Origin of the sequence: Vibrio ordalii ATCC 33509 (assembly GCA_000257205.1) — a bacterium.
GTDB lineage: Bacteria > Pseudomonadota > Gammaproteobacteria > Enterobacterales > Vibrionaceae > Vibrio > Vibrio ordalii.
The window spans coordinates 1-24,245 of record AEZC01000121.1; the positions used below are offsets into that span (position 1 = coordinate 1).

Annotated in this window: 24 protein-coding genes and 4 tRNA genes; 9 read left to right on the forward strand and 19 right to left on the reverse strand. The window is 43.9% G+C overall.

The features are described from left to right. Window positions 1-2: 2 nt before the first annotated feature. From VOR_RS0108930 to VOR_RS0108940, 3 genes are all read left to right on the forward strand, one after another. Window positions 3-87: transfer RNA gene (locus VOR_RS0108930), tRNA-Leu, on the forward strand. A 23-nt stretch (window positions 88-110) separates the two neighbouring features. Next, a tRNA-Met gene (locus tag VOR_RS0108935) sits at window positions 111-187 on the forward strand. 52 nt (window positions 188-239) lie between these two features. Further along, a tRNA-Leu gene (locus tag VOR_RS0108940) sits at window positions 240-324 on the forward strand. Window positions 325-495: 171 nt separating this feature from the next. Here VOR_RS0108940 and VOR_RS0108945 read toward each other — a convergent pair. The 15 genes from VOR_RS0108945 to VOR_RS0109020 all read right to left on the reverse strand — a co-directional run bounded on the left by VOR_RS0108945 (window position 496) and on the right by VOR_RS0109020 (window position 16,425). Continuing rightward, window positions 496-1,629 carry a flagellin gene (locus VOR_RS0108945; protein ID WP_010319371.1) on the reverse strand — a complete coding sequence of 378 codons (1,134 nt, stop codon included), beginning with the start codon at window positions 1,627-1,629 and terminating at the stop codon, window positions 496-498. 503 nt (window positions 1,630-2,132) lie between these two features. Next, on the reverse strand, window positions 2,133-3,272 hold the full coding sequence (locus VOR_RS0108950; protein ID WP_010319372.1) for a flagellin: 1,140 nt from the start codon (window positions 3,270-3,272) through the stop codon (window positions 2,133-2,135). Between the two features lie 395 nt (window positions 3,273-3,667). Continuing rightward, window positions 3,668-4,861 carry a flagellar hook-associated protein FlgL gene (gene flgL / locus VOR_RS0108960; RefSeq protein WP_010319374.1) on the reverse strand — a complete coding sequence of 398 codons (1,194 nt, stop codon included), beginning with the start codon at window positions 4,859-4,861 and terminating at the stop codon, window positions 3,668-3,670. Between the two features lie 10 nt (window positions 4,862-4,871). Then, a complete protein-coding gene (flgK, locus tag VOR_RS0108965) occupies window positions 4,872-6,746 on the reverse strand; it encodes a flagellar hook-associated protein FlgK (RefSeq protein ID WP_010319375.1) in 1,875 nt (624 codons plus the stop codon). 142 nt (window positions 6,747-6,888) lie between these two features. Next, the gene (gene flgJ, locus VOR_RS0108970) at window positions 6,889-7,812 is read right to left on the reverse strand and encodes a flagellar assembly peptidoglycan hydrolase FlgJ (RefSeq protein ID WP_010319376.1); all 924 of its coding nucleotides are present in this window, start codon (window positions 7,810-7,812) and stop codon (window positions 6,889-6,891) included. A 9-nt stretch (window positions 7,813-7,821) separates the two neighbouring features. Continuing rightward, complete coding sequence (locus VOR_RS0108975; protein WP_010319377.1) at window positions 7,822-8,913, reverse strand: flagellar basal body P-ring protein FlgI; 1,092 nt, start codon at window positions 8,911-8,913, stop codon at window positions 7,822-7,824. A 47-nt stretch (window positions 8,914-8,960) separates the two neighbouring features. Then, window positions 8,961-9,740, reverse strand: a complete 780-nt coding sequence (gene flgH, locus VOR_RS0108980; protein WP_010319378.1) for a flagellar basal body L-ring protein FlgH — start codon at window positions 9,738-9,740, stop codon at window positions 8,961-8,963. 23 nt (window positions 9,741-9,763) lie between these two features. Next, the gene (gene flgG / locus VOR_RS0108985) at window positions 9,764-10,552 is read right to left on the reverse strand and encodes a flagellar basal-body rod protein FlgG (RefSeq protein WP_010319379.1); all 789 of its coding nucleotides are present in this window, start codon (window positions 10,550-10,552) and stop codon (window positions 9,764-9,766) included. 21 nt (window positions 10,553-10,573) lie between these two features. Continuing rightward, on the reverse strand, window positions 10,574-11,323 hold the full coding sequence (locus VOR_RS0108990) for a flagellar basal body rod protein FlgF (protein ID WP_010319380.1): 750 nt from the start codon (window positions 11,321-11,323) through the stop codon (window positions 10,574-10,576). A 196-nt stretch (window positions 11,324-11,519) separates the two neighbouring features. Continuing rightward, window positions 11,520-12,824: a flagellar hook protein FlgE gene (gene flgE, locus VOR_RS0108995; protein WP_010319381.1), complete on the reverse strand. Its 1,305-nt coding sequence runs from the start codon at window positions 12,822-12,824 to the stop codon at window positions 11,520-11,522. 43 nt (window positions 12,825-12,867) lie between these two features. Then, window positions 12,868-13,575 carry a flagellar hook assembly protein FlgD gene (gene flgD / locus VOR_RS0109000; RefSeq protein WP_010319382.1) on the reverse strand — a complete coding sequence of 236 codons (708 nt, stop codon included), beginning with the start codon at window positions 13,573-13,575 and terminating at the stop codon, window positions 12,868-12,870. 16 nt (window positions 13,576-13,591) lie between these two features. Further along, entirely contained in the window at window positions 13,592-14,008 is a 417-nt protein-coding gene (gene flgC, locus VOR_RS0109005; protein WP_010319383.1) for a flagellar basal body rod protein FlgC, read from the reverse strand. A 4-nt stretch (window positions 14,009-14,012) separates the two neighbouring features. Further along, window positions 14,013-14,408, reverse strand: a complete 396-nt coding sequence (gene flgB, locus VOR_RS0109010) for a flagellar basal body rod protein FlgB (RefSeq protein WP_010319384.1) — start codon at window positions 14,406-14,408, stop codon at window positions 14,013-14,015. Between the two features lie 252 nt (window positions 14,409-14,660). Next, window positions 14,661-15,488 carry a protein-glutamate O-methyltransferase gene (locus VOR_RS0109015; RefSeq protein ID WP_010319385.1) on the reverse strand — a complete coding sequence of 276 codons (828 nt, stop codon included), beginning with the start codon at window positions 15,486-15,488 and terminating at the stop codon, window positions 14,661-14,663. A gap of 10 nt (window positions 15,489-15,498) precedes the next feature. Further along, window positions 15,499-16,425 (reverse strand): chemotaxis protein CheV, encoded by a 927-nt coding sequence (locus VOR_RS0109020; RefSeq protein WP_010319386.1) that lies wholly within the window; start codon window positions 16,423-16,425, stop codon window positions 15,499-15,501. Between the two features lie 77 nt (window positions 16,426-16,502). On the opposite strand from VOR_RS0109020, the gene flgA reads away from it, so the two are divergent. From flgA to VOR_RS0109035, 3 genes are all read left to right on the forward strand, one after another. Continuing rightward, window positions 16,503-17,249 (forward strand): flagellar basal body P-ring formation chaperone FlgA, encoded by a 747-nt coding sequence (flgA, locus tag VOR_RS0109025; protein ID WP_010319387.1) that lies wholly within the window; start codon window positions 16,503-16,505, stop codon window positions 17,247-17,249. A 126-nt stretch (window positions 17,250-17,375) separates the two neighbouring features. After that, a complete protein-coding gene (gene flgM, locus VOR_RS0109030) occupies window positions 17,376-17,696 on the forward strand; it encodes a flagellar biosynthesis anti-sigma factor FlgM (protein WP_010319388.1) in 321 nt (106 codons plus the stop codon). A 31-nt stretch (window positions 17,697-17,727) separates the two neighbouring features. Continuing rightward, complete coding sequence (locus VOR_RS0109035) at window positions 17,728-18,153, forward strand: flagella synthesis protein FlgN (RefSeq protein WP_010319389.1); 426 nt, start codon at window positions 17,728-17,730, stop codon at window positions 18,151-18,153. 98 nt (window positions 18,154-18,251) lie between these two features. On the opposite strand, the gene flgP is transcribed toward VOR_RS0109035, so the two are convergent. Then, window positions 18,252-18,683 carry a flagellar assembly lipoprotein FlgP gene (flgP, locus tag VOR_RS0109040; protein WP_010319390.1) on the reverse strand — a complete coding sequence of 144 codons (432 nt, stop codon included), beginning with the start codon at window positions 18,681-18,683 and terminating at the stop codon, window positions 18,252-18,254. A 9-nt stretch (window positions 18,684-18,692) separates the two neighbouring features. Further along, window positions 18,693-19,328: a FlgO family outer membrane protein gene (locus VOR_RS0109045; protein ID WP_010319391.1), complete on the reverse strand. Its 636-nt coding sequence runs from the start codon at window positions 19,326-19,328 to the stop codon at window positions 18,693-18,695. A gap of 161 nt (window positions 19,329-19,489) precedes the next feature. On the opposite strand from VOR_RS0109045, the gene VOR_RS0109050 reads away from it, so the two are divergent. The 3 genes from VOR_RS0109050 to VOR_RS0109060 all read left to right on the forward strand — a co-directional run bounded on the left by VOR_RS0109050 (window position 19,490) and on the right by VOR_RS0109060 (window position 21,427). After that, complete coding sequence (locus tag VOR_RS0109050; RefSeq protein WP_010319392.1) at window positions 19,490-20,623, forward strand: flagellar assembly protein FlgT; 1,134 nt, start codon at window positions 19,490-19,492, stop codon at window positions 20,621-20,623. A gap of 54 nt (window positions 20,624-20,677) precedes the next feature. Further along, a tRNA-Arg gene (locus tag VOR_RS0109055) sits at window positions 20,678-20,754 on the forward strand. Window positions 20,755-20,920: 166 nt separating this feature from the next. Next, complete coding sequence (locus tag VOR_RS0109060) at window positions 20,921-21,427, forward strand: Fe3+-citrate ABC transporter substrate-binding protein (RefSeq protein WP_010319393.1); 507 nt, start codon at window positions 20,921-20,923, stop codon at window positions 21,425-21,427. A gap of 106 nt (window positions 21,428-21,533) precedes the next feature. On the opposite strand, the gene VOR_RS0109065 is transcribed toward VOR_RS0109060, so the two are convergent. Continuing rightward, a complete protein-coding gene (locus VOR_RS0109065; protein WP_010319394.1) occupies window positions 21,534-22,520 on the reverse strand; it encodes an OmpA family protein in 987 nt (328 codons plus the stop codon). Between the two features lie 258 nt (window positions 22,521-22,778). Then, entirely contained in the window at window positions 22,779-24,206 is a 1,428-nt protein-coding gene (gene gltX / locus VOR_RS0109070) for a glutamate--tRNA ligase (RefSeq protein ID WP_010319395.1), read from the reverse strand. Between the last annotated feature and the right edge of the window lie 39 nt (window positions 24,207-24,245).

A 24,245-nucleotide genomic window follows, 5' to 3' on the forward strand; every position in this document is an offset into this window, starting at 1 on the left:
TTGCGGAAGTGGCGAAATTGGTAGACGCACCAGATTTAGGTTCTGGCGCCGTAAGGTGTGAGAGTTCAAGTCTCTCTTTCCGCACCATAATTTAAGATTGTTAATTAAATGGCTACGTAGCTCAGTTGGTTAGAGCACATCACTCATAATGATGGGGTCACAGGTTCGAATCCCGTCGTAGCCACCATTTACAATGATAGTTTGAATAACCAATGTTCACTCTATCTACAGTACAAGTTGCGGAAGTGGCGAAATTGGTAGACGCACCAGATTTAGGTTCTGGCGCCGCAAGGTGTGAGAGTTCAAGTCTCTCCTTCCGCACCATCAATTCAAACCCAGCTTAGGCTGGGTTTTGTTTTATTAGCCTCATAACAATATATACTTTCCTCCCCTTTTAACCGTTGATTCATTGTTCAGATCCATTATTTGATCACGTCAAAAGTGAGGCATAAAAAATCCAGCCGAAGCTGGATTTTTAATTTAAAAGTTAACGACTTAACCAAGTAAACCAAGAGCGGCATTAGGCGCTTGTTTGGCTTGTGCCAACACTGAGCTTGATGCTTGAGAAAGGATCTGCGATTTTGTCAATGCAGTGGTTTCTTTCGCAAAATCAGTGTCTTTGATTCGGCTCTTAGAAGCATTTACGTTTTCGTTGATATTATCTAAGTTGTTAATCGCATGGTTGAAACGGTTTTGGAATGCACCCAGTTGAGCACGGCGGCTGTCTACAAATTGTAATGCAGCATCAACAATGGCAACTGATTCTTGCGAACCACCTACAGAGGTGACATTAATGGTATGGACAGTCACATCTTTTGCTGCTTGGAAACTCAGTTCACCCGCTAAGCTGCCACCAAAGGTTGCGACACCATCAATACGGTTGCTATCAGTAAAGATCTGCAGTCTGCCTTCATCATCAACAGAAGCTTTTAACATATCAGTTTGACCATTGATGTAAGTGGCCAACTCTTCGATGTCATCACCCTCTTTTGCACTTAGGCTGATGGTTTGCTCACCGGTACGTTTGTCTGTCAACGTAATGGTCAGATCATTCGCTCCGGCTTGAACTGTCCAATTTTTATCTTGACCATTTGCTGCCTTATAGCTTTTACCACCCATCAATGCATTATCACTGCGCATATTATTCAGGCTAAGCATGACCGCTTCACCGTTATCGGCTCCAATTTGGAACGATTTGGTATCAAAAGTACCATTGAGCAGCTTATTACCACCAAATGATGTGGTTTCAGCAATACGATTGAGTTCATCATTCAGCGCAGTGATCTCTTCTTGAATCGCTACACGCTCGGACTTTGAGTTCGAGCCATTTGCCGATTGTAGAGATAAGTCACGCATACGCTGCAAAATGTTAGTCGTTTCGTTCATTGCACCTTCAGCAGTCTGCGCAATTGAAATGCCATCATTTGCGTTGCGCACGGCAACATCTAAGCCTCTGCTTTGAACATTTAAACGGTTAGAGATTTGCAAACCTGCTGCATCATCTTTTGCGTTATTAATTTTGAAGCCTGATGATAAACGTTCCATTGATAACTGTTGCGCATTGCTAGCACTGTTTAAATAGCGCTGCGCTGTCATAGCTGAAACGTTAGTATTTACATTAACCGCCATAGTGGTTCTCCTATTGATTTTCCGACTTAGCGTCATAGACAAACGGTTTCCGACGTCTCGGAAAACCAAGTAGTTCTCTCAAAGTACTATTATTAGCGACTGCGGTTAGGAATCCTTTAACAAGAAAACGATGATTTCGTAAAAAATAGCCAACATCGATTAAAAGTGAGATTAACGCTGCAAAATTGGCTGAAATACGAAAATAGCATTAAAGATTTAGGGCATTCGGTCGGCTTAACAATTGAGATATGTTGAAGAAAGGCAGTAAATAATAGGTAAAGAAAAGCCCCTTTTCCTTTGAGAGAACCGGGGCTAGTTGGTAGCCAGAGCCAATGTGGAGATCAGAGAAATGAACACATTACCGACTGACCGGGGCGCATGATTATCTATGACTATAAAGCAGGGTACATCTTGAGATAGCTTTATATTCGGCCATAATCATACTTTGCCAAGGATTCCTTCACCTAACCCACGTCTGAGCTGTTCGGTGAAGGGTCCTAACATTACTGCAATAATGAAATTGCAGAGTTTGGCAACTGTTTTGCTTGAGCGAGAATCGAGGTACCCGCTTGTTGCAGAATCTGTGCTTTCGTCATTTGCGTAGTTTCTTTCGCAAAATCAGTATCTTTAATTCGACTATTTGATGCTTCAACGTTTTCTTGGATATTGGCCAAGTTATTGATGCTATGGCTTAAACGGTTCTGTTTTGCCCCGAGATCCGCTCGTTGTGAATCCACATATCGCAAGGCGGCATCTAGTACACCTACTGCATTTTGTGAACCACCAACTGAGGTGATATCAATATCTTGAACCGTCGTCTTAACGCCCGGTCCGCCGTTTAGGCCAAGCTCAGTTGCCAAACCACCAGAGATGGCAAGGTCGCCTTGTAAATTCGGTTCTGCGGCAAAAATTTGCAATTTACCATCTTGATCCACCGATGCTTTAAGCTTGTCGGTTTGACCATTAATGTAAGTCGCCAACTCTTCAATATCATCGCCATCTTTGGCTAACACATCGAGGGTAACAAGCTCGCCTGCCTGGGTGGTGAATTCAAATTTCAGGTCACGTGCGCCCGCTGGCACTCCCCAATCCTTGTCCTTTCCTTGCTCTGCAAGGAACGATTGGCCGCCCATACGGAAGTCATCAGCACGTATGCTGGTAAGCCCCATAATGATCGCCTCACCTGAGCTCGCACCAATCTGGAATGAAGCCTCACCGAACGAACCGTTGAGCAGTCTACGTCCACCAAATGAGGTCGTTTCTGCGATACGGTTTAACTCATCTTGCAATGCGGTCGACTCTTCATCCAGAGCTTGACGCTCTGACGCGGAGTTGGTGCCATTTGCTGATTGCAGAGCAAGGTCACGCATACGTTGTAAGATACTGGTCGACTCATTCATTGCCCCTTCCGCGGTCTGAGCAATCGAAATGCCGTCGTTGGCATTACGCATTGCCACATCTAGGCCACGAGACTGAGCGGTTAAGCGGTTTGAAATTTGTAAGCCTGCCGCATCATCTTTAGCGCTGTTGATTTTATTACCTGATGATAATCGTTCCATCGAAGTATTTAATTCACCCGTCGCTTTATTAAGGTAACGCTGAGCAGTCAGTGCTGAGACGTTGGTATTTACTGTAATGGTCATAGTTTGCTCTCCTAGTGAGTTCGCAAGCTTTTTGCGAAGCGGCCAGCTTTACTCTCATTTGGAAGCACTGACCGTGAACTTGCTAAATCCGCTATTTGCCGATTTAAAAACTTGTTGTATCAACTCTGATATAGATAATTCAATTAGTATGCCAACTTTTAAAACATCTGATATTAAAATTAATATTCTTTGTTTTTTAATCACTTAGAAGAAATCAATGTATTCTTTCTTTGTGAGTGAGCATCCAGTTCTTTCTTATTAGCAACCGCGTTGCCACTTTCGTTTGCCGCTCGATTGCCTCTTTACCTTTCGATATTAGAAGAGCAATTTTCAGGCCAATTTTTCAACACATTTCATTCTTCGCACATATGGCTTAGCACATAAGGCATTGAAGATTAGATATAGTTGAAAAGGGTTAAATCTTTCGTTTTACCAAAAGCAAGTTGTGACGCCTGAAGTGCACGTGAATTTTCATTAAATTCAATCACCGCTTCCGCGTAATCAAGATCTTCAAAATTGCTCTTCGATTTCGCTAAGCTAATTTTGAAATCTTCATGCTGCTCTTGCTGAATATCTAAGGTGCTCAAACGTGCACCAACATCCGTACGCACTTTATTGAGATGAATAAAAGCCGCATGAAACTCTTCTGTAATCTGATGCAACTTCGCCGTCGTCGACGCATCCGATACGGAGCCTTTAGAGAGCTCTATGGCATCTTTATAGCTATCAAACAAAGTGAATGTTGAACGCGGCTCTAGGCTTAAGATATCGCCTTTCGAGATTTGGCCTTTTATATGTACGGTGAGATCTTGATATTTTATCCCTGTTTGTGGATCAAACTCATCGGCCTGTACCACGCTGCCATCTTTCTCTAGTTGATAACCATATTTGCCATCTGCCATATCAACAAACGTTATGGTATAGCGCGACGTATCACTAGCATTCAGATTGGTTGCTCGCTCAAGTAGCAGTTCTGAGCCTTCATTTAATTGATAGTTCGGTTCATAGTTACCAAATGGATTATCAATATCCATAAACACTTTATTGCCCGGGTTATTGAATGGGATTTCTAAACTGTTGGATATGCGCATTTTGCGCTGATAATCATCGCCGGAATAAGTCACGTTACTGGCATTATCTCTAAAAAAAGGCTGATTCTTTGGCTTAGTTCCAGCAAACATATAGTTACCGGACTCGTCTTGCGTATTTGCTAGTTCAATTAAATTATTGAACATCTCTTGCAACTCACGCGCTTTTGCTTCTCTATCTTCAGGCGAGAAAGAGCCGTTAATCATTTCCATCACGGTGCGCTTTGCCTCATCGGTCGAGCTTTCGCTATTGGCAATGATCACTTCTTGATGCTCTAAGCGGTTTCGAACCAGCACTATCGCATCAAGATACTGACGTAACTGTTCCTCTTGCTGCCCTACTTTTTGGATGTAATGAGTGGCTAATGGGCTATCACTGGCCGAAAGTAATTTCTTACCCGAGGCCAATTGCGCTTGGTTATGATGGATCTTCGATTCTTGACGGCGCATATCGTTTTGCACCGATTGATAGTTATGGAAGCTCGATATTCTGGTTAACATTTATCGCCTCCTATCTCAGTTGCAAAATCGTGTTGAAAGTATCATTAGCCACCTGCATGATGCGTGAGGAAGCCATATAAGCTTGTTGGAATTTCATCATGTTTGCGGCTTCTTCATCGAGGTTGACACCCGAAATAGACGCGATGCGCTCTTGCGCTGACTCTTTTTCAAGCCTGGCTACATCACTTAAACGTGACGCTGTGGACAGTTGTAAGCCAAAATCCGTATTGAGATCGTGATAAACGCCAATTACGGTCGTCTCACCGCCATTGAGTTTTTTCTCTGTTTGAATGTGCTGCATCTTACGCAAATTGCCGTTGTCACCTTCAGAGGGGACAAGGTTTGCCGTAAATTTATCATTGGGTAGCGCACCGGCTGTCAACTCGAACGTTGTACCAAGTACAGTAATCGGATTTGACGGTGGGTAAGCCTGCGGCTCTAATAACACATTGCCTTTGGTATCAGTGACCGCAAATTGATCGCCTGTTGGTGAGATCACTACTTCAAATTCACGTAGCCCACCAGCCGATAAAATATTGAACTTCGCACGCCCTTGAGCAAAAGTGGTGGAGGCTTTATAACTTTGTGCGGCAATGGCTGTCGGATCGTTGGTCGCCATTTTCATAATGGCGGCACCATTACGCGTTGGACGCAGCAATATGCGCTCCCCGGCTTGAGGGGCGTTGCGAATCTCAACTCGCATTCCATCTAAAAATAAACTGCTGCCAACAACCGGAACGTTAACCCGCTCACCCGTTGGTTTTAACACAGTGTAATTGCTGCCGTTGTACTGTAAGGAGTATTCACCACTTTTCAACGCTGAAGTATCTTCGATATAGACCGTCATATCGGCTTTTGAATTACCCGCGATGATCGCTCGCGAGCGAGCATTGACTTCAGAGTTCACATCAGTAAATAACGCTCTTCCCACATTGCCACGTAAGTCCAAGCCTTGTGATTGCAACTTGTTGACTTCATAAGAGAAGGACGTTGCCATGCGGCCAAGTTCATCCATTAGGTAAGGAATGTGCTTATCTCGCATGGTAAACAGCGCACTTAACTTACCGCCAATATCCTCAGTGGTAATGGTCTTGATCCCTTTACCTTCAATCATGGCCAAGCGGCGCTGGCTCACATCAGGATAACCATCAACCATCTTCATTTGGCTGGCTTCTGTGCCTGAAACGAGCGTGTGACCGCTCCCGATATGGATGTTAAACCCTTCAGCATTTTTACGTGGCGTCACGGTGACCTTGGTGTATTCAGATAACTCGGCCACCAGTTTTTCATGCTGGTCCATTAAGTCATTGTGAGGACCAGGAGTGCGCATTATCAAGCGTTGTAAATCTCGAAGTTCAAGCGCCAATTGGTTGATACGCTCAATGGCAACATCTAGCCCTTTGTTGGTCGCATCCGATTGGCGGCGAATGTTCTCGTGAAAATCATTCATGTTTTGAGTGATCAGATCCGCTTTCTCAAGTACAACTTTACGCGCACCTACATCATTCGGGCTGTCGGCTAAAGTTTTAATCGCATCAAACCATTCGTTTAAATTTTCAGGGATTTTTTTCGAGGCTACTGACGACAATAATCTTGAGAGCATATCTAGATTCTCTTCGTCGTCGCGCTTAAAGGAAAAGCTAGTGGTAGATAGGTTTAATTCATTAACGGCAAACTGATCCCATGAGCGGCGAACTTTTTCCACATGTACACCCATGCCGTAGGTTTCACCACCGTATTGACGAGGCGTATTGGTCCCTTGGATCACAGACTGACGGCTGTAACCGTCTGTATTAACATTAGAAATGTTATGACCTGTGGTGCTGAGTTGTCTCTGAGCGGTAAGCACACTTTGTGCACCTAGATTCAGAAGATCCGACGCCATACTGCCCCCCGAAAACCTAATCAAATCAGTGGTTACTGAATATCTAAGTTAATATTAGCAATATGTATGCCAAATGAGCTTTAAAGTGTGAATAGAGGAAATGTAGATAAGAAAAAAGCCAGCGGAACTGGCTTTGAAGAAGTTATTCCATTGCGTCAATTTGAGATTTAACCCTCAACACTTTTTCAGCGTAGTCTGGGTCAGTGGCATAGCCTGCGGCATGAATACCACGAATGAAAGACTCGCCACTACCATTATGGTTTAGTGCTAGGGTGTAGCGCGGATTGTCATTGAGAAAACGAACATAGTCATTAAAACTGTCTTGGTAATTTCCATAAGAGCGGAACGCGGCTTTTTCCATAACGGGTGTATTGTCATGATACTCCAAGGTTTGCGTCGCCACTTTATCACCGAGCCAACTTTTATCCGCTTTGATGTTAAATAAGTTATTACTGCTACCACGTGCATTTTGAATAACCTTTTGTCCCCACCCGGTTTCTAATGCTGCTTGAGCGAGTAGTAATGAAGAGTCAACACCCAGTGCTCGCGCTGCTTTTTCTGCATATGGTTTCATTGAAGTCACAAACGCTTGCGGCGAATCAAATCGGCTCGACTCAACTTTGCTAGATTCAATAACCTCTTGCGTTAAATTACGACTGCTATTACTGCGTTCTATGCGACGCATGGCTTCTTGGAAACCATCTTGCGTCGGGTCGGTTATTGATGGATCGTTTTTCGAGGTGCCGTTAGCCTGACTAAGTTGCGCGACAATCATATCAGCAAGCCCTAAAGAACCTGACGTACTAAGCTCGCTCGACATTTGTTCATCGAGCATTTGTCGATAAAAATCTTCATTTTGACTATTGAACATCTCAGATTTAAAATCGGCATTGGCATCGCGCATCGATTTGAACAACATTGAGGTAAAAATCGCTTCAAACTGTTTGGCTGCGGCTTTAAGCGCCGCTGACTCGCCTTCTTTATCACCGGTTTTCGCTTGCTGACGAAGTTTATCTAAGCTGGCGATATCATGAATAAAGCCAATATCATTGGGGTTATTAATCATCTTCCTCTCCTAGATAATGATCAGTTGGCCTTCAATCGCGCCCGCTTGTTTCAATGCTTGCAAAATCGCCATCAAATCTGAAGGGGCCGCGCCCACTTCATTGACCGCGCGCACTAAATCATCTAAGGTCAAACCCGGTTCAAATTTAAACATTTTCCCTTGAGCTTCAGACACTTCTATTTGTGTATCAGGCACGACAACCGTTTGACCACCGGCCAACGCATTAGGTTGACTGACATTTAAATTTTCTTTAATCGCCACCGTCATGCCACCGTGCGTCACTGCAGCTGGTTTCAAGCGCACATGCTGGCCGACAACAATGGTTCCCGTTCGTGAATTGACAATAATTTTGGCTGAGCCATCAGCAGGATTAAACTCAACATTTTCGATTGCGGAAAGAAACGCAACCCGCTGCCCTACATCCCTTGGTGCTCGGACACGTACTGATGTTGCATCAACCGCAGTCGCCATTTCAGGGCCAAGGAAATGATTCACCGCATCCGCCATACGTTGCGCCGTAGTAAAGTCTGATTCAATCAAATTGAAGGTAATAAAATCACCGCGACTAAAAGGTGTTGGGACTTCGCGTTCTACCATAGCACCACTTGAAATCATCCCAACCGTTGGGTTATTGCCAACAATTTTAGAACCATCAGCACCGGTGGCACTAAAACCACTGACCACTAAGTTGCCTTGGGCCACGGCGTAAATTTGACCATCCAACCCCTTAAGGAAGGTTTGCATTAGAGTGCCGCCACGTAAACTTTTAGCAGAGCCGATCGAGGAAACGGTGACATCGACACTTTGACCTTGCTTAGAAAACGCTGGCAATTCAGCCGTAACAATCACGGCGGCAACGTTCTTTGTTTTCGGTTTAGTGCCCGGCGGCAATTGAATGCCGAAATTTTGCAACATGGCGTTAAAACTTTGGTCGGTGAACGGTGTCGATTCGCCCGTTCCCGGTAGCCCAGTCACTAGACCATAACCCACCAATTGGTTACTCCGCACGCCCGCAACTTGAGAGATATCTTTAATGCGGGCCGCTTGCGCGTGGGTTGCGATGAGCAACAGACTTAAAACAAGCAGGGTGAATTTTCTCATGGTCTAGTACCTTAATTTCTACGTTTCTTTACGCCAGAACTCTGGCGTTAAAGAGAGACATTAAAGAATCGTGCCAAGAATCCAGGTTCTTGCATATCTTGATTGGTGCCCGTACCTGAATATTGGATGCGTGCATTAGAAATGCGAGTCGAAGCAATGGTGTTGTCAAAATCGATATCATCAGGACGAATAGTGCCGCTTAAGCGAATGTATTCATCGCCAGTGTTCAGTGTAAGCCATTTTTCACCACGGATGACTAAGTTGCCATTAGCGAGCACTTCTATTACCTCAACCGTAATAGAACCAGAAATACTGTTACTTTGGTTTGCTGCAGAGCTGCCATTGAACTTATTGTCATTTTTCAGCGCATAAGAGAAGTTGTAATCACCAATCGTGAGATCTTGACCACCGACAGCCAGTGGGTCCATAGACGCATCATTGGATTTGGATAGGTCCGCATCAGCACTCTTGGCCGCTTTAGTACTTTCATCAAGATTGACGGTAATAATATCGCCAATACCACGCGGTTTTGAATCATCATAGAGGCTGTTCATCTGCGCCAAATTAAATAGTGAACCTGTTTCTGCGGCGTAATGCTCTGGTTTTTGTTTTGGATGAATAGGAGCCCAGGCAGGATCGCCAGCCAAAGGATCTGATCGCTTACGCATCGAATCCAGCAAACCTGCCCCCTCCGCCTCTGACTTATCGCCTTCAACCGCATCGACAACGGTTGTACCTTGAACGACTTCAGGTGTATCAATCGGTGGTGGCATTAATGAGCAACCAGACAAAGCAGTAACCAATACAAGACTCAATAGACGTTTCATCGCAGCATTCTCTTAGTTAATGATTAGAGTTGTTGGTTCACAAAACTCATCATTTTATCTACAGCAGAGATAACTTTTGAGTTCATTTCGTAAACGCGTTGCGCTTCAATCATGTTGACCAACTCTTCTGTGACATTCACGTTAGAAGTTTCAAGCATCGATTGACGGACATCACCAAGGCCATCAAGCCCCGGCACTCCTTCTTGAGGATCGCCACTGGCTCCTGTTGGTAGGTACAAGTTTTGGCCTATCGGTTCTAGGCCACCAGGGTTGATAAAATCAACCGTAGTAATTTGACCAACCACTTGGTTATTTTGCTGACCGCGAAGCCTAACGGACACCTCACCATCATTACCCACAGTAATAGAGATTGCATCCGGTGGAATCACAATTTCAGGCTCCAAATTATAACCAGCACCGGAAGTCACAATCGCCCCTTCGTCATTGAGGGTAAATTGACCATTGCGGCTATAAGCGATATTGCCATCTGGCATCAGGATTTGGAAAAAGCCGTCACCTTCAATCATCATATCGAGGCTATTGGTCGTGGTTTGTACGTTGCCGTGGGTATGCACTTTTTGTGTTGCCACCACTTTAGAACCCGCACCAAGCATCAAACCGCTTGGCAGTTTGGTATTTTGCGAAGATTGACCGCCCGGTTGATTAATATTTTGATAAAACAGATCTTCAAATACCGCACGACCTTTTTTAAAACCAATAGTCGAGGCGTTGGCTAGGTTGTTTGAGATAGTGGCAATATTGGTTTGTTGGGCATCAAGCCCGGTTTTACTTACCCATAATGCAGGTTGCATAGTAATCTCCTTTAGTGCTTATCAGCTCATACGAAGCAGTGAATCGGACGATTTGTCCATCTCTTCTGCGGTGCTCATCATTTTGACTTGCATTTCAAACTGACGTTGTAGCTCAATCAAGCTAGTCATCTCACCCACCGCATTGACATTACTGCCTTCCAGCGCACCTTTTAATAGCTTTACGCTAGCATCTGCTTCGAATGCTGCATTAGGATCTTTAGCACGGAATAAACCATTCGTATCTTTGTATAGGGATTGATTATTGGGTCGAACCAGTTTAACTCGGCCTACCACTTCCATCGCATCGGCTGGAGCGCCTTGCGGACGAACGGAAATAGTACCGTCATTACCGATTTCTACTTTACTCAATGGAATAGGTAAAGTGATTGGCGCGCCCGTTCCATCTAGCACTAGATGGCCGCTACCATTTATGAGCATGCCATCTTGGTCAATGCTAAGGTTGCCACTGCGGGTTAACCCCTCTTTGCCGGTTTTATCCATCATGGAAATCCAACCGTCACCTTGAATGGTGATATCGAGATCGCGCCCCGTGGTAATGACACTGCCTTGCGCAAAATTATGTCCCGGACGTTCTGTCATGCTAAACACGCGGCTCGGTAACCCTTCGCCATAAGCTTGCATTGAGCGAGCCTGCGCCAAATCAGCACGGAACCCCGTGGTACTGACGTTTGCTAAATTGTTCGCTCTTAATTGCATGGCTTGCATATTTTGCTTTGCGCCACTCATGGCGAGAAACAGTGCGCGGTCCATAATCTGCTCCAATAATCATCGTTCGATTATTAAAAGCAATTGACGTGCCAACTTAAATGAATATTTATAATCAAAAGGTTATATAAAAAACAAAGAGTTCAAGAAGGGAATAGCTCAGATTGCCGCTTACAGATGGCAACAATACCAAGCTAACATTGCCGCTAACTTGGTATTGCCGTAGATGACGTTAAAGGAATTAACGGATTTGTAAAATCGTTTGTTGTAATCCAGTATGCACTTCTAAAGCACGCGAGTTCGCTTGGAAGTTGCGCTGAGCAGAGATAAGATCCACCAGCTCTTGAGTCATATCAATGTTGGATTGTTCAATAACACCATTACTGATGGTACCAAATGAGCCTTTGTTTGATTCACCCCAAATTTTATCACCTGAGAATTGAGTCGAATCCCACTGCGTGCCACCTTTTTTATCTAAGCCTTGTTCATTGGCTACGCGGACAAGCCCCACACGTCCTAGAATGGTATTTTGACCATTTGAGTAAGTGGCTAGCACACTGCCATTTTCATCGAAATCGATCTTCGTCAAAAAGCCCGTGGTTGCACCATCTTGTACAAACTTAGTCAACTCAAAAGGAGCGGCAAATTGCGTAGCTGAATCGAGACTGAACGACAAGGTCTGGTTGGCATCAGCACCGTTGAGTTCAACTGGGTTTGCCCCCAAACCTAACGGCTCGGTTACAATTTGCTGACCATTATTCATACTGGCTAGCGTACCATCATTGTTAAACTTCATGGTATGCCCAACATGGCCTTTAGGCGTAGTGGCATCACCACCAACGACATTGATTGGTTTCTCACCCGTTTTATCCGTCACGGTGTAATAGGTTTGCCATGTGTTAGCTTGCGCCTGATCTTTGAGGTAATAAGATGTCAACTTATAAGGCTGCCCCATCGAATCATAGATTGTCGATGAAGTAGTACGGTTGTACGTCTCGGGATCAGTAATATCAAATAAAGCCGGATCTTTTAACTTACCACCAGCTGGTAAGTTCGCGCCAAGTTCAACATTGGCTGTCTGTTTAGGTTTACCAAACTGAGCAGGAATGTTGATAGGCTTGGGCTCATACGAAAGTACGTCACCGGTATCAGGGTTAACATCATAGCCAAGCAAAAACTCGTCATTTGACGTTACCATGTAATCATTTTTATCGAGGTGGAAAGCACCATTTCTGGTCAGCTCATTTTGTTGAGGCGTCAGCTTATCTTTCGCAACCGCAAAGAACCCGGTTCCCGCAACGCGCAAGTCCATCGGGTTATTCGTATAAATACTGGAACCTTCGTGGAATTGTTGTGCCACTTTGTTCGCCTGAACACCTTGACCTGGAGTCGTTTTGGAGTTGGTAAACAATGAGGTTGAGTAAACATCACCAAACTCAGCACGCGACTCTTTAAAACCAAAGGTATTCGCGTTAGCAATGTTGTTACTGGTGGTGTTCAGATCTAACTGAGCTGCGGATAAACCGCTTAATGATATATACGACATTCCAAAATCTCCTATCTAGCTAGCATATCTACTCTATAAAGAGTTACGCTTTGCCAACTTCTAGTACTTCAGCAAGTTTAACTGGCGATGTAAATCCAGCCAGATTGAGCAGTACGTTACCATCACCTTTACCCAGCAGAACGCTATTGACGTTTGCGTAAGTCGATACCGCAAACTCCTTGCTTTCTCCATCGAGCAAACCCGAAGCTTTTACTTGGTATTTGCCGCCCGGCAATGGATTACCGTTTTGATCGTTACCGTCCCATTCAACGCGATTATCACCGGCTGATTTAGCCCCGACATCAAAGGTACGAACCAATTGCCCAGCTTCATTCTCTATTCGGATAAACAAGTTATCTAAACTTTGAGGAAGTTTGACCATCGCAGCCATCCCAGCATCCTCTTTTTTGATCCCTGCAGCTCCCGGTACTAACACATCACGACCAACCAGTGATGAAGCCTGTAGAGCTTGGTTGGATGTCATTGACGAGTTGAGACTCTCAAACTGAGTGTTCATTTTGCCGATACCATCAACCGTGGCAAATGACGCCATTTGGGCGATCATCTGGTCATTACTGACCGGTTTAAAAGGATCTTGCTGAGCCAGTTGTTTAGTGAGTAACGACAGGAAGTCTTCTTGTTTAAGATCTTGCTTCCCCGTGGTCTCTTCTGTTTTCTTTTGGTCTTGAAGACTTTTCAGCTGGTCAATATAAGACAAGCCGCTTTGACCAATGTTATTTATTCCGGCCATACGCTATCCCCTTATCCTATTGACCCATCTGCAGCGTGCGCAGCAGCATTTGTTTACTTGCATCAGCCACCTGCACGTTCGTTTGATAAGAACGAGAAGCCGAAATCATGTTAGCCATCTCTTCCATCACATTGACGTTAGGCTTGTAAATATAGCCTTCATCGTTGGCAAGTGGGTGATCTGGGTTATATTCTGCGTTAAGCGGTTTATCGCTTTCAACAATACCTAATACTTTTACAGGTACATTATGATCACGGTTATAACGCGCTTTACTTAACTCTGCACCAAACACCGCATGACGCGCTTTGTAAGTATCTTTCGCCGAACTACTCACACTATCCGCATTGGCTAAGTTACTTGAGGTCGTATTTAGACGAACAGATTCAGCACTCATTGCAGAACCAGTCACATTGAACACATTAAATAAGCTCATCTACTTATTCCCCTTTGATTGCTTTCGTTAAGTTCTTGAATTTACTTCCTAAGAAGTCCAGTGAGGCTTGGTGTCTTATTTGATTTTGCATAAACAAGTTACGCTCTAAATCTACGTCCACCGTGTTGCCATCACCCGTATCAGGTTGAGTCGGAATTCGATAGAGACTCTCGCCAGTTACTTTCGTGGAGGCAGATATATGCCGACCATCCGTACGGCTAAGACCAATGCTTTCCCCTGAACTTGCCGCCTGCAATGCTTTTTGAAAGTCCATTCCTTTTGCTTTAAAGCCCGGTGTGTTCGCTTGTGCAATATTGGTGGAAATCACCTCAGCATTGCGCTCACGTACACCAACCGTGTGTTGGTGAATACCTAATGCCTTGTCAAAAGAAATAGCCATGTTTGCCTCTACACTAAAAACTGACTGTTACTACTTACATAAAAGCAAGTAACGTACCAACTTTAAACAAACAACCGTACTTATAATCGTTTTATCTCAATAAAAATCTCTCGAAACATAAGCAAAATTTGCACCGCTTTTCTCAACACACCATAAAACGGCTAACTAAACATGGCTCATAAAGATAAGAAGAAAGCCGGTAATGGCAAAAAGCCCAGCAAAAGCTGGGCAAGTGGCAATATAGGGATGTAACTATTTGAGTTTATAAATGATGCCAGGGTTACAACGAACCATTTCAAACTTATCGGTCAATCCCGTCAGTGACTCCGATGCTCCAAGCAATAAGTAGCCGCCGGGGTTTAAGCTACTGGCCATTTGATTTAATACTTTCGACTTCATATCAGGTGAGAAATAAATCAAAACGTTACGACAGAAAATAATATCGAACTTACCCAATAAAGAATAACTCTCCATCAAGTTCTGAGGACGGAAATTCACCAAACGCTTAACGTTATCTTTGATTTTCATTCGACCATCACCCGCATCTTCAAAAAAGGTTTTACGACGCTCCGGTGATAACCCTCTGCCAAGCGCTAAATTGTCATAAATCCCCGCCTTACACATATCCAACATGCTGGCGGAAATATCCGTCGCGGTGATGGCTACGCTCGGCAACATACCCGGCTTGCGCTGTTGAGTTTCCAGTACCGTCATCGCCATCGAGTAAGGCTCTTGCCCTGAAGAGCTTGCTGCTGACCAAATTTTTATAGGGCGTTTATTTGCCGCAACCTCTGGTAATAAACGTTCCGCTAAAACGGTGAAGGGGTAAGCATCACGGAACCACAGTGTTTCGTTGGTGGTCATGGCATCAACCGCTGCAACTCGTAGCTCACGGTTTCGCCCCGTAACCACATCACGTAACAAGTCAGAAAGAGAGGTTAGCTTGAACTTGGCAACCAGTGGGCTTAAGCGACTTCTCACTAAATACTGTTTGCTATCTCCAAGTACAATCCCGCACTGAGATTCCAAAAAACGGCTGAAATCGCGATATTCTTGATCGCTTATAGTTATAGCAGTCATTAATTTCTCTTTAGTTAACTAGTGCGGCTTTCACCGCATTCCCAAGCTCATCAGGGTTAAATTTAGCAATGAATGAGTTTGCACCCACTCGCTCAACCATGGCTTGGTTAAAAACGCCGCTCAATGAAGAGTGAAGAATAACGTATAGATCTTTCAAATCTGAATTTCTACGTATCTCTGCTGTTAATGTATAGCCGTCCATTTCAGGCATTTCAATATCAGAGATCACTAAAGATATTTGATTGTAAATCGGCCCATCTTGTGACATTTCAACCAATTTCTCATACGCTTCCTTGCCATCCTTGACAGCAACCACTTCAAAACCTATCGATTCTACTGCTCTTTGAACCTGTTTACGCGCAACGGTTGAGTCATCGGCAATTAAAATTCGACGAATGATCTCTTTTTCCGTTTCAACTTGGGCGATCGATTCACCGATCGATGAATCCATTGTCTCATTAACCGGAGAAATCTCTGCCAAAATTTTCTCTACATCAAGAATTTCTACCAATTCATTATCAATATTGGTGACTGCGGTTAAGTAGTTATCCTTGCCTGAGCCATCTGGCGGGGGAAGAATGGCTTCCCAGTGCATGTTTACAATTCGATCGACCGAACTTACTAAGAAAGCTTGAATGGATCGGTTGAATTCAGCAATGACAACGAAACACTTATCAAGGTCGGCGGTTGGGCGTCCGCCCACAGCCAAACTCAAATCAATGACAGAAACGGTTTGACCACGAATATGAGCAACACCTTTGACTAGGCGATGTAAATTGGGCATTAAAGTTAGCTTAGGGCACTGGAGTACCTCTTTAACTTTAAATACGTTGATACCATAACGTTGGCGTCCCATTAGACGGAACGTTAAGAGTTCTAATCGGTTTTGACCGACGAGTTGCGTACGCTGATTCACAGAATCAAGAATACCCGTCATAAGCTCATCTCCATCTCAAACTTTCATGCAAAAAAGTGGTAGTCTACTATAGGCTATGAAGAAACAAGAGAAACAGAATGATGCATCCAAAAACATGTTTACATCTACTTCCCATAACTAAGTGTAGAGCTTTCTATAGAAATTTTTATCTCTCTATCGGCTTTTTATTGTTTTTCTTTAATCTTTCTGTCAATTCGGCCACTTTGCCGCAAGTTGAAGCTATTCAACAAGCCGCTGAACAACATGTTTTAGAAACTATTGAGTGGCCTCTCGGTGGGGAGTTAAACGTAAAAGCGGCAAATATTGATGACCGAATTTATGCTACCGACTGCCCCGCACCACTATCAACCTCTTCGTCATCCAATAATGGTTCCGCAAGTAATATCACAGTTCTTGTTGAATGCATTGAGGATAACTGGAAAATTTATGTTCCCGTAAGACTGACCATTTCACTGCCACTTGTCACTGTGGCTGTACCCATATCCCGTGGGCAGCAAATTACGCAACAAGATGTCTTGATTACAATGGTAGACTTACACCGCTTTAGACGACAAGGTTTTTCCGATATAAATCGTATCGTCGGTGCAAAAGTGAAGAAAAATATGCGTATTGGCGATGTCCTTGAACAAAATGATATCTGCGTCGTATGCCGTAATGAAAGCGTTATGATTCAAGCGGTCAAACAGGGAATGATAATCACAACCAAAGGAACCGCTTTGAGTGATGGTATTTTTGGTGAGCAGATAAAAGTGAAAAATGATAAATCAAACCGTATAATAGATGCACAAGTAACAGGCATTAGCGAAGTCACGGTTCAGTTTTAACACTTTCATTACGCTTCTAAATGTGTTTACGTTATTAAGAAAGTGAAACAGAAAAAAAACTAAAGTAATCATAAGCACCGTCGATATTGACTGTACAGGTTTCCATTTTATTAGTAAGGCTCACATATGGCAGGTATTGATAACATACGTTCGGGGCAAACATTAACGACGACAAATCGTAGTAATGCCCGTACTGAATCGAATGCATCTCCATCGGCATCCGGCTCTGTCACTCGTTCACCTCAAAATCAAGATGCGGTATCACTCAGTACCCAAGGTAAGGCCATTGGTGAAATGCACAATCAAATGGTATCTCAGCCAAGTTTTGATAGTGCAAAAGTCGCTGCAATTAAAGATGCAATAGCCAATGGCTCATATAGAGTCGACCCAGAAAAGTTGGCCGATAATATGATTAAATTTGAAAAAGAATTGGGCGGTTTTAACTAACCCTACTTTTGACTGATTAAGGCAACACACAATGGCGGTATTAAAAGACTTAGTCGATTTCCAGTTAAAGAATGCACTAGAACTCTCTGCGCTACTTGAACAAGAAAAAGTAGCCATCACGAGCCGTTCATCGAGTGAAATCGAAGCTATTGCTAAACAAAAGATGACCTTAGTTGGACAACTTCAACAAACTGACCTCCGAATTGCGAAACATCCTCATGTCGTGAGCCTGACTGAAGATGTACTCCTGTCGCAAATCGTTGATCAGATTCGTTCCATTGTTCACGATTGCCAGCAAGCAAACCTTGTTAATGGTGAGGCGCTACAACGTGCACAACTCAGTTTTAATAAACTCAATAATTTGATGCAGCAAAGCCATGGCAAAATTGGCATGACGTATAACGCTGGTGGACAAACCCACACAGTGTCGACGTTAGGGACCAATATTAAAGCCTAATCAGAATGCAATTGAGTGATGGAACTCTTTAAGCTAAAACGAATTAAACAGAAAAGCGGCAAACCTTGCCGCTTTGTCGATCTGGAGAGAATGACGATTTAGAAGAGTGTTTGTTGACGTTTTTCTGGTACTTGCTGAACTTCGCCGTAGTCACGCAGTTTATCCATCTTACGGATATCGAGACGTAACTCAGTGACATAACTGTCACCCACTTTATAGCTGCGAACCACTTCTGCCCCGCGGATAACACCATCAACCGCTCCCGACGTCAGCTCTGTGCCCAATCGCTGATCTTGTAATTCAGCACGGCCACTCACTCGCATTCCATAGACTTGCTCTGCCAGTTCGCGGTAAGCATCGATTTTAGAAGCACGCATTGCACGGACTTGCTTTTCATCCACACTACGCCCAGTTTGCTCACTGATATTGGCATAACCTACCGCCGTCAACCATTCATCAGCGCGCATGGTTTGCAATGGCTGGCAACCCACCATCATGATAGCCACTAGAAGTAATAGCCATTTTTTCATTGGTTTCTCCTATGGACGCAAGATAACAGTATACGGCTGCTTGATCGTCGGATCTGAGCGAATTAACACACCATCTTGTGTTCGAATACTGTTGAGCGTATCAAGATCACGACCAATACGATCGGCAGGTAAGAAACCCTGTGCAGTCGCAACAACAACGCGCGATTGCATCCCCACAACACGAGCGTTCACCAATACCCCTCCCTCTTGGCGAAGCATTGTTCCAGTTAATATGTATTGGATCTCTTGTTCTTGAGCGAGGTCTTTCCAGTCACGGCTGAAAGCAAAATCACCTTGCTGAGTTACCTGAATCGAACCTGTGGTTTTGAAATCAACCACTTTAAATCCTCGGCGTTGAAACTGATGGATAAATCCTTCAGAAACCGAATTACCCAACCAGTTAGTCACGTCCATACTTTGCAGGTCCACAAACGATGTGACAGCGATAGGAGTGCGAGCAGAAACACTGGTATTGGACACCATCAAATCTTCTGTCATGCTTTCAACAAAGAAATCCAACGTGTGACGCGGGCTCTCCATTAACATAAACTGCGAACCATTGTATGGTTCTTTACCATTATAAATCGGGGCGTAGGCACAAGCCGTTAACAAGACTACGGGCACTATCGAAAGCCATTTTTTCATTCTCTTATCTCCAGATATACTGAGGCAATATTGATTCCAAACTTCAGATTAAAAAACTTGGAACACTCTTTGCTTTTCAAAACTTGTTACACTTTCAAAACGCATTGCCTACATCAGCTAAGATTTTAAAAGCAAAATTTATACCCAACTGGTAAATAATAATGAAAAAAAATATTTATGCTTTACTTTCAATACTTTGTGCAATCACCTTTTCTCAGGCCACTTATGCTGCTTGGTATGAAGTGACCGGTTCATCAGCCATTGTTTCCTCAGAGGAAGTCGCTCGTCTCAATGCATTAGAAGATGCCATTTATAAGGCGGTAAACTTTGCCGGGGCAGACATTGGCAGCATCAGTAACTTGCGACCACTGCTGGAATCAGACCGTAAAGAGTACCAGTTTACTAACCATGAAGTACGCTATGTGTTAGTCGAAGAGAATAAAACGCGTCGAGGAGTGATGTATGTTAAAGCTCGAATTGATATTTATCCTTCGGCAACGGGTTGCCACGTAAGCCAATATAAGAAAACCTTTCTAGTCGGCAACATTGATCTCGCATCGCCACAACAAGCGGTTATGGGCCAAATTTACCGTGTGGGCGATGATTTTACGCAGGTCCTCAACCGTCAACTCGATCAAGAGTCTCGCAGTTTTGTGTCCGTAGGTACCACAGATTATGCAATTGAAAAACAGCACCCAGAACGCTTAACCATGATTGCAGAGGACACAGGTGCACAATATATTTTGGGTGGCACCATCACAGATTTAACCGCAACTATAGATCAAAAACTGCTCGCTGATGATGTCATCAACCGGCAATTTGCCATGAAAATCCAGATATTCGATGGCAAAACAGGCCAAGAAGTCATGACTAGGCACTATAGAGAAGTCGCTAAATGGCCCTTCGACAAAACCAGTCAGATAGATACTACTAGTGCTCGTTTTTGGGCTTCAACCTATGGCAGCATGATGCTGCGTGTCAGTAGAAATATCATGCTTGATCTCGAATCTGAGCTTTCATGTAAAATAACACTCCCCGAGGTTGTGGCTAAATACGGTAACACCATCACGATCGATTTAGGGCGTGTACATGGCGTTAAAACTGGCGATAAATTACAGTTATGGCATACAGGCTCTTTTATTGATCAGAAAGGTCTACCACGAAATAAAGTGACTCAAAGTGACATTACCCTCACGGTCACTCGCGTCTATGAAAACGAAGCTGAGCTCAGTGTTGATCAAGAAAATCTCGCCTCCAGCATTCAAATTGGCGATGTTATGCACAAACAGCTTTAATTTTCGTTTTAAGTAGTTAACATCATCAAATTATTGAGTAAACTATTCCGCTTCGCTCCCGTAGCTCAGTAGGATAGAGCGGCCCCCTCCTAAGGGGCAGGCCACAGGTTCGACTCCTGTCGGGAGCGCCATTTTGATAAAGCCTCAACACCCATTCGGTGTTGAGTCTTTTTTCTTATGACGAAAAACTGACCTAATATTGATTTGAGCTACTACGATTCATATACAGTGCTTACTGTAAGTTCTATGTCAAATAATCTAGAATTAGTATTAACAGATTTATCGATAGAAAAAATGATGAAAAAGAGCAATCTAATCACGAATACTGGTCACCGCTTTATCTCTAAAGCAAAGACCGCCTATAAAATTCATATCCATACGCCGGATGATACGGTGCTGCACCGTTCTGTCGGCTATATCCGTATTGGTGAGAAAAAAGGGCTTAAAAAGGCGATAAAGCTGCGAAATGAATTAGGTTCAGAGATGTGGGGGAAACATTGGCGTCGTCTGCTCAAAGATCCCTACTTGATGACTCGTCTACCACACAGTTTAGAGCCTAAAATCATATACAAACCCAGGCCAACCCTCGATAACCCGGAAGCACGAGACCCTTGTTATATTGCCGCTTGGAGGCACTATAATGAGCAAGGTAATTGCGAATTTCAAAGTGTGGTTTGTTCAATCAACAAGCATGGTAAGCTGGCTGCTTATACTAAAACGAAAAAGGCGCTATTAGAGGCTTATAAAGAAGACTTGGATATTCTCATCTACATGGGTCGTCTGAATAGTATTGATCTGAAATAGTATCGTATTACAGAGAGCCTGTTACTGGATCAAACTCTCTTCGTTTATAAAAAGGAAAGCCCGCATTAGTTGCGAGCTTTCTCTATTTTCTAATACTTAAGCGTTGTTATTTTACTTCATAATCAAAGCTTGGAATAACGATATCAACACGACGGTTTTGCTTGCGACCTTCGACTGTATCGTTCGATGCGATTGGGCTATTTTCCCCTTCACCTTTTACGGTAAGACGGTTCGCATCCACACCTTTAGCAATCACAACATCAGCAACAACTTGTGCGCGTTTTTCTGATAGTTTCTGGTTGTAAGCCGCAGCGCCAGTTGAGTCAGTATGACCAATGATTTCAGCATCGGCTTGTGGGTAAGCTTGCAAATATTTCACGAGTTTATCGAGCTGGTTAGTACTCTCTGCTGTTAGCTTAGTGCTGTTATGGGCAAAGCTACTGCTGTCCAAACGTTGAAATGGCACATGCTTAACAACCGTTTCAGGTTCTTGGGGAATAACGACAGGCTCAACCACTGGCTGTGCAACTTCTTCAACAAACACCTCTTGCACGATGACTGGCGCAGGTTCTGCTTTACTTCCACCAAATTTATACGAAACACCTAAGGTAGCCGAGTTACCTGCCGCTCGGACAAGATCGTTATTAATATCGGTGAGGCTTTGATATTCCAAACGTAAAGTGACGTTATTATCGGTGTTAAACTCAATACCAGCGGCACCTAAATATGAGTAATCATCTTTATTGCCATAGTCAACATAAGCACCGCCGACTTTAGCATATAAGGCAATGGCATCAGTCAAAGGAAGGCTGACTTTCGGTGCGAGTGTAATGGCCGTTACTTTTTCATCATTCAGCCCTGCGCCACTAAATTTACCTAAGTAATCGTAACCTGCCTCTAATGAAAGCCAATTAAATGCTTGGTAACCAAGGTAAGCACCGACGGTTGAAGATTCATCTTCACACACATCTCCAACACGACAAGCGTCATCAAGCCAAGATTTACCAACTTTAGCACCCACATAGACTTCAGCCATCGCGGCAGAAGATGCAAAAACAAGCGCCATTGAAACTGCTGCTGCTAACTTTTTCATACGTTTTCCTTTCCTATTTATCGTTATCATAATGCGGTTGCGGTATCCAAAAAACGGTTTACTTTTCGCCTACCCACATACCTGCATAACTCGAAACCAATATACTGTATGTAAAGAAAGGTTAAATAGCGCATTAGTTTATTCTCTGTCATCGTTTTGTGAAATATTGTCAGTGCTCTACACCAAAGGATTTAACAAAGCCGATATAAAAAAACCGCAGCATAAGCTGCGGTCTAAAGCGTTGTTCGTATGATTGACTTATTGAGCGTTCGCTTCACGCTCAGCAATAAAGGCTAATGCCATATTGATACGAGCAATGACGCGCTCTTTGCCGATCAGTTGCATGACGGCATCAACCGATGGTGATTGGCCACCACCAGTGACAGCAACGCGCAGCGGCATACCTATTTTACCCATACCGATTTCAAGCTCTTCACACACTTGAGCGATAACAGCGTGCAGGTTTTCCGTTGTCCAGTCACTCAACGCTTCTAATTTGCTTAAAGCAAGTGCTAGCGGCTCTTTCGCCACACCGCGCAAGTGTTTTTTCGCCGCATCAGCATCAAACTCAGCAAAATCTTCAAAGAAGTAACGAGATTGAGCAGCAAGTTCAACCAAGGTGTTGCAGCGTTCACCAACCAGTGTAACGATCTCAACTAATGCTGGGCCGTTGTCTTTATTGATGCCTTGTTGCTCAAAGTGCCATTCAAGGTGTTTTGCAACATATTCAGGCTCTGATGTTTTGATGTAGTGATTGTTCAGCCACAACAACTTATCAGTATTAAATGCAGATGCCGATTTGCTAATGGCATTTAAACTGAAGAACTGAATCATCTCTTCACGCGAGAAAATTTCTTGGTCGCCATGAGACCAACCGAGACGAACTAAATAGTTATTCAGTGCTTCAGGCAGATAACCTTCATCGCGATACTGCATCACAGAAACAGCGCCATGACGTTTAGATAGCTTCGCGCCGTCGTCACCTAAGATCATTGCGCAGTGCGCAAACACAGGTACAGGAGCACCTAACGCTTCGTAAATGTTGATTTGACGAGGTGTGTTGTTGATGTGATCTTCGCCACGAACAACATGAGTAATCCCCATATCCCAGTCATCCACCACCACACAGAAGTTATAGGTGGGTGAGCCATCAGTACGGCGAATGATCAGATCATCCATCTGGCTGTTGGAGATTTCGATACGACCGCGGATCTGGTCGTCAAAAATTACGCTGCCTTCTTTAGGATTACGGAAACGGATAACACACGGATCCCCTTCTTTTGCGGCGTCGTTAACCGCTTTGATTTTTGGGTGATCAGCATCGTAGCGCGGCATCTCTTTGTTCGCTTCTTGCTCGGCACGAACTTCATCTAACAGCTCTTTAGAGGCGTAACATTTGTAGGCTTTATCTTCAGCAAGCAGCTTATCGACAACTTCGTTATAACGATCAAAATGTTTAGTTTGGAAATATGGGCCTTCATCCCAATTCAAACCTAGCCAAGTCATACCTTCAAGAATCGCGTCTACGGCTTCTTGCGTCGAGCGCTCTAGGTCGGTGTCTTCAATACGCAAAACAAACTCACCACCTTGGCTTTTTGCATAAAGCCAAGAGTAAAGTGCAGTACGCGCACCACCAACGTGAAGATAGCCTGTCGGGCTAGGAGCAAAACGAGTTTTAACCGTCATTTGATTTCCTTAGGGATAAAAAGACAGCGGAGAACATGT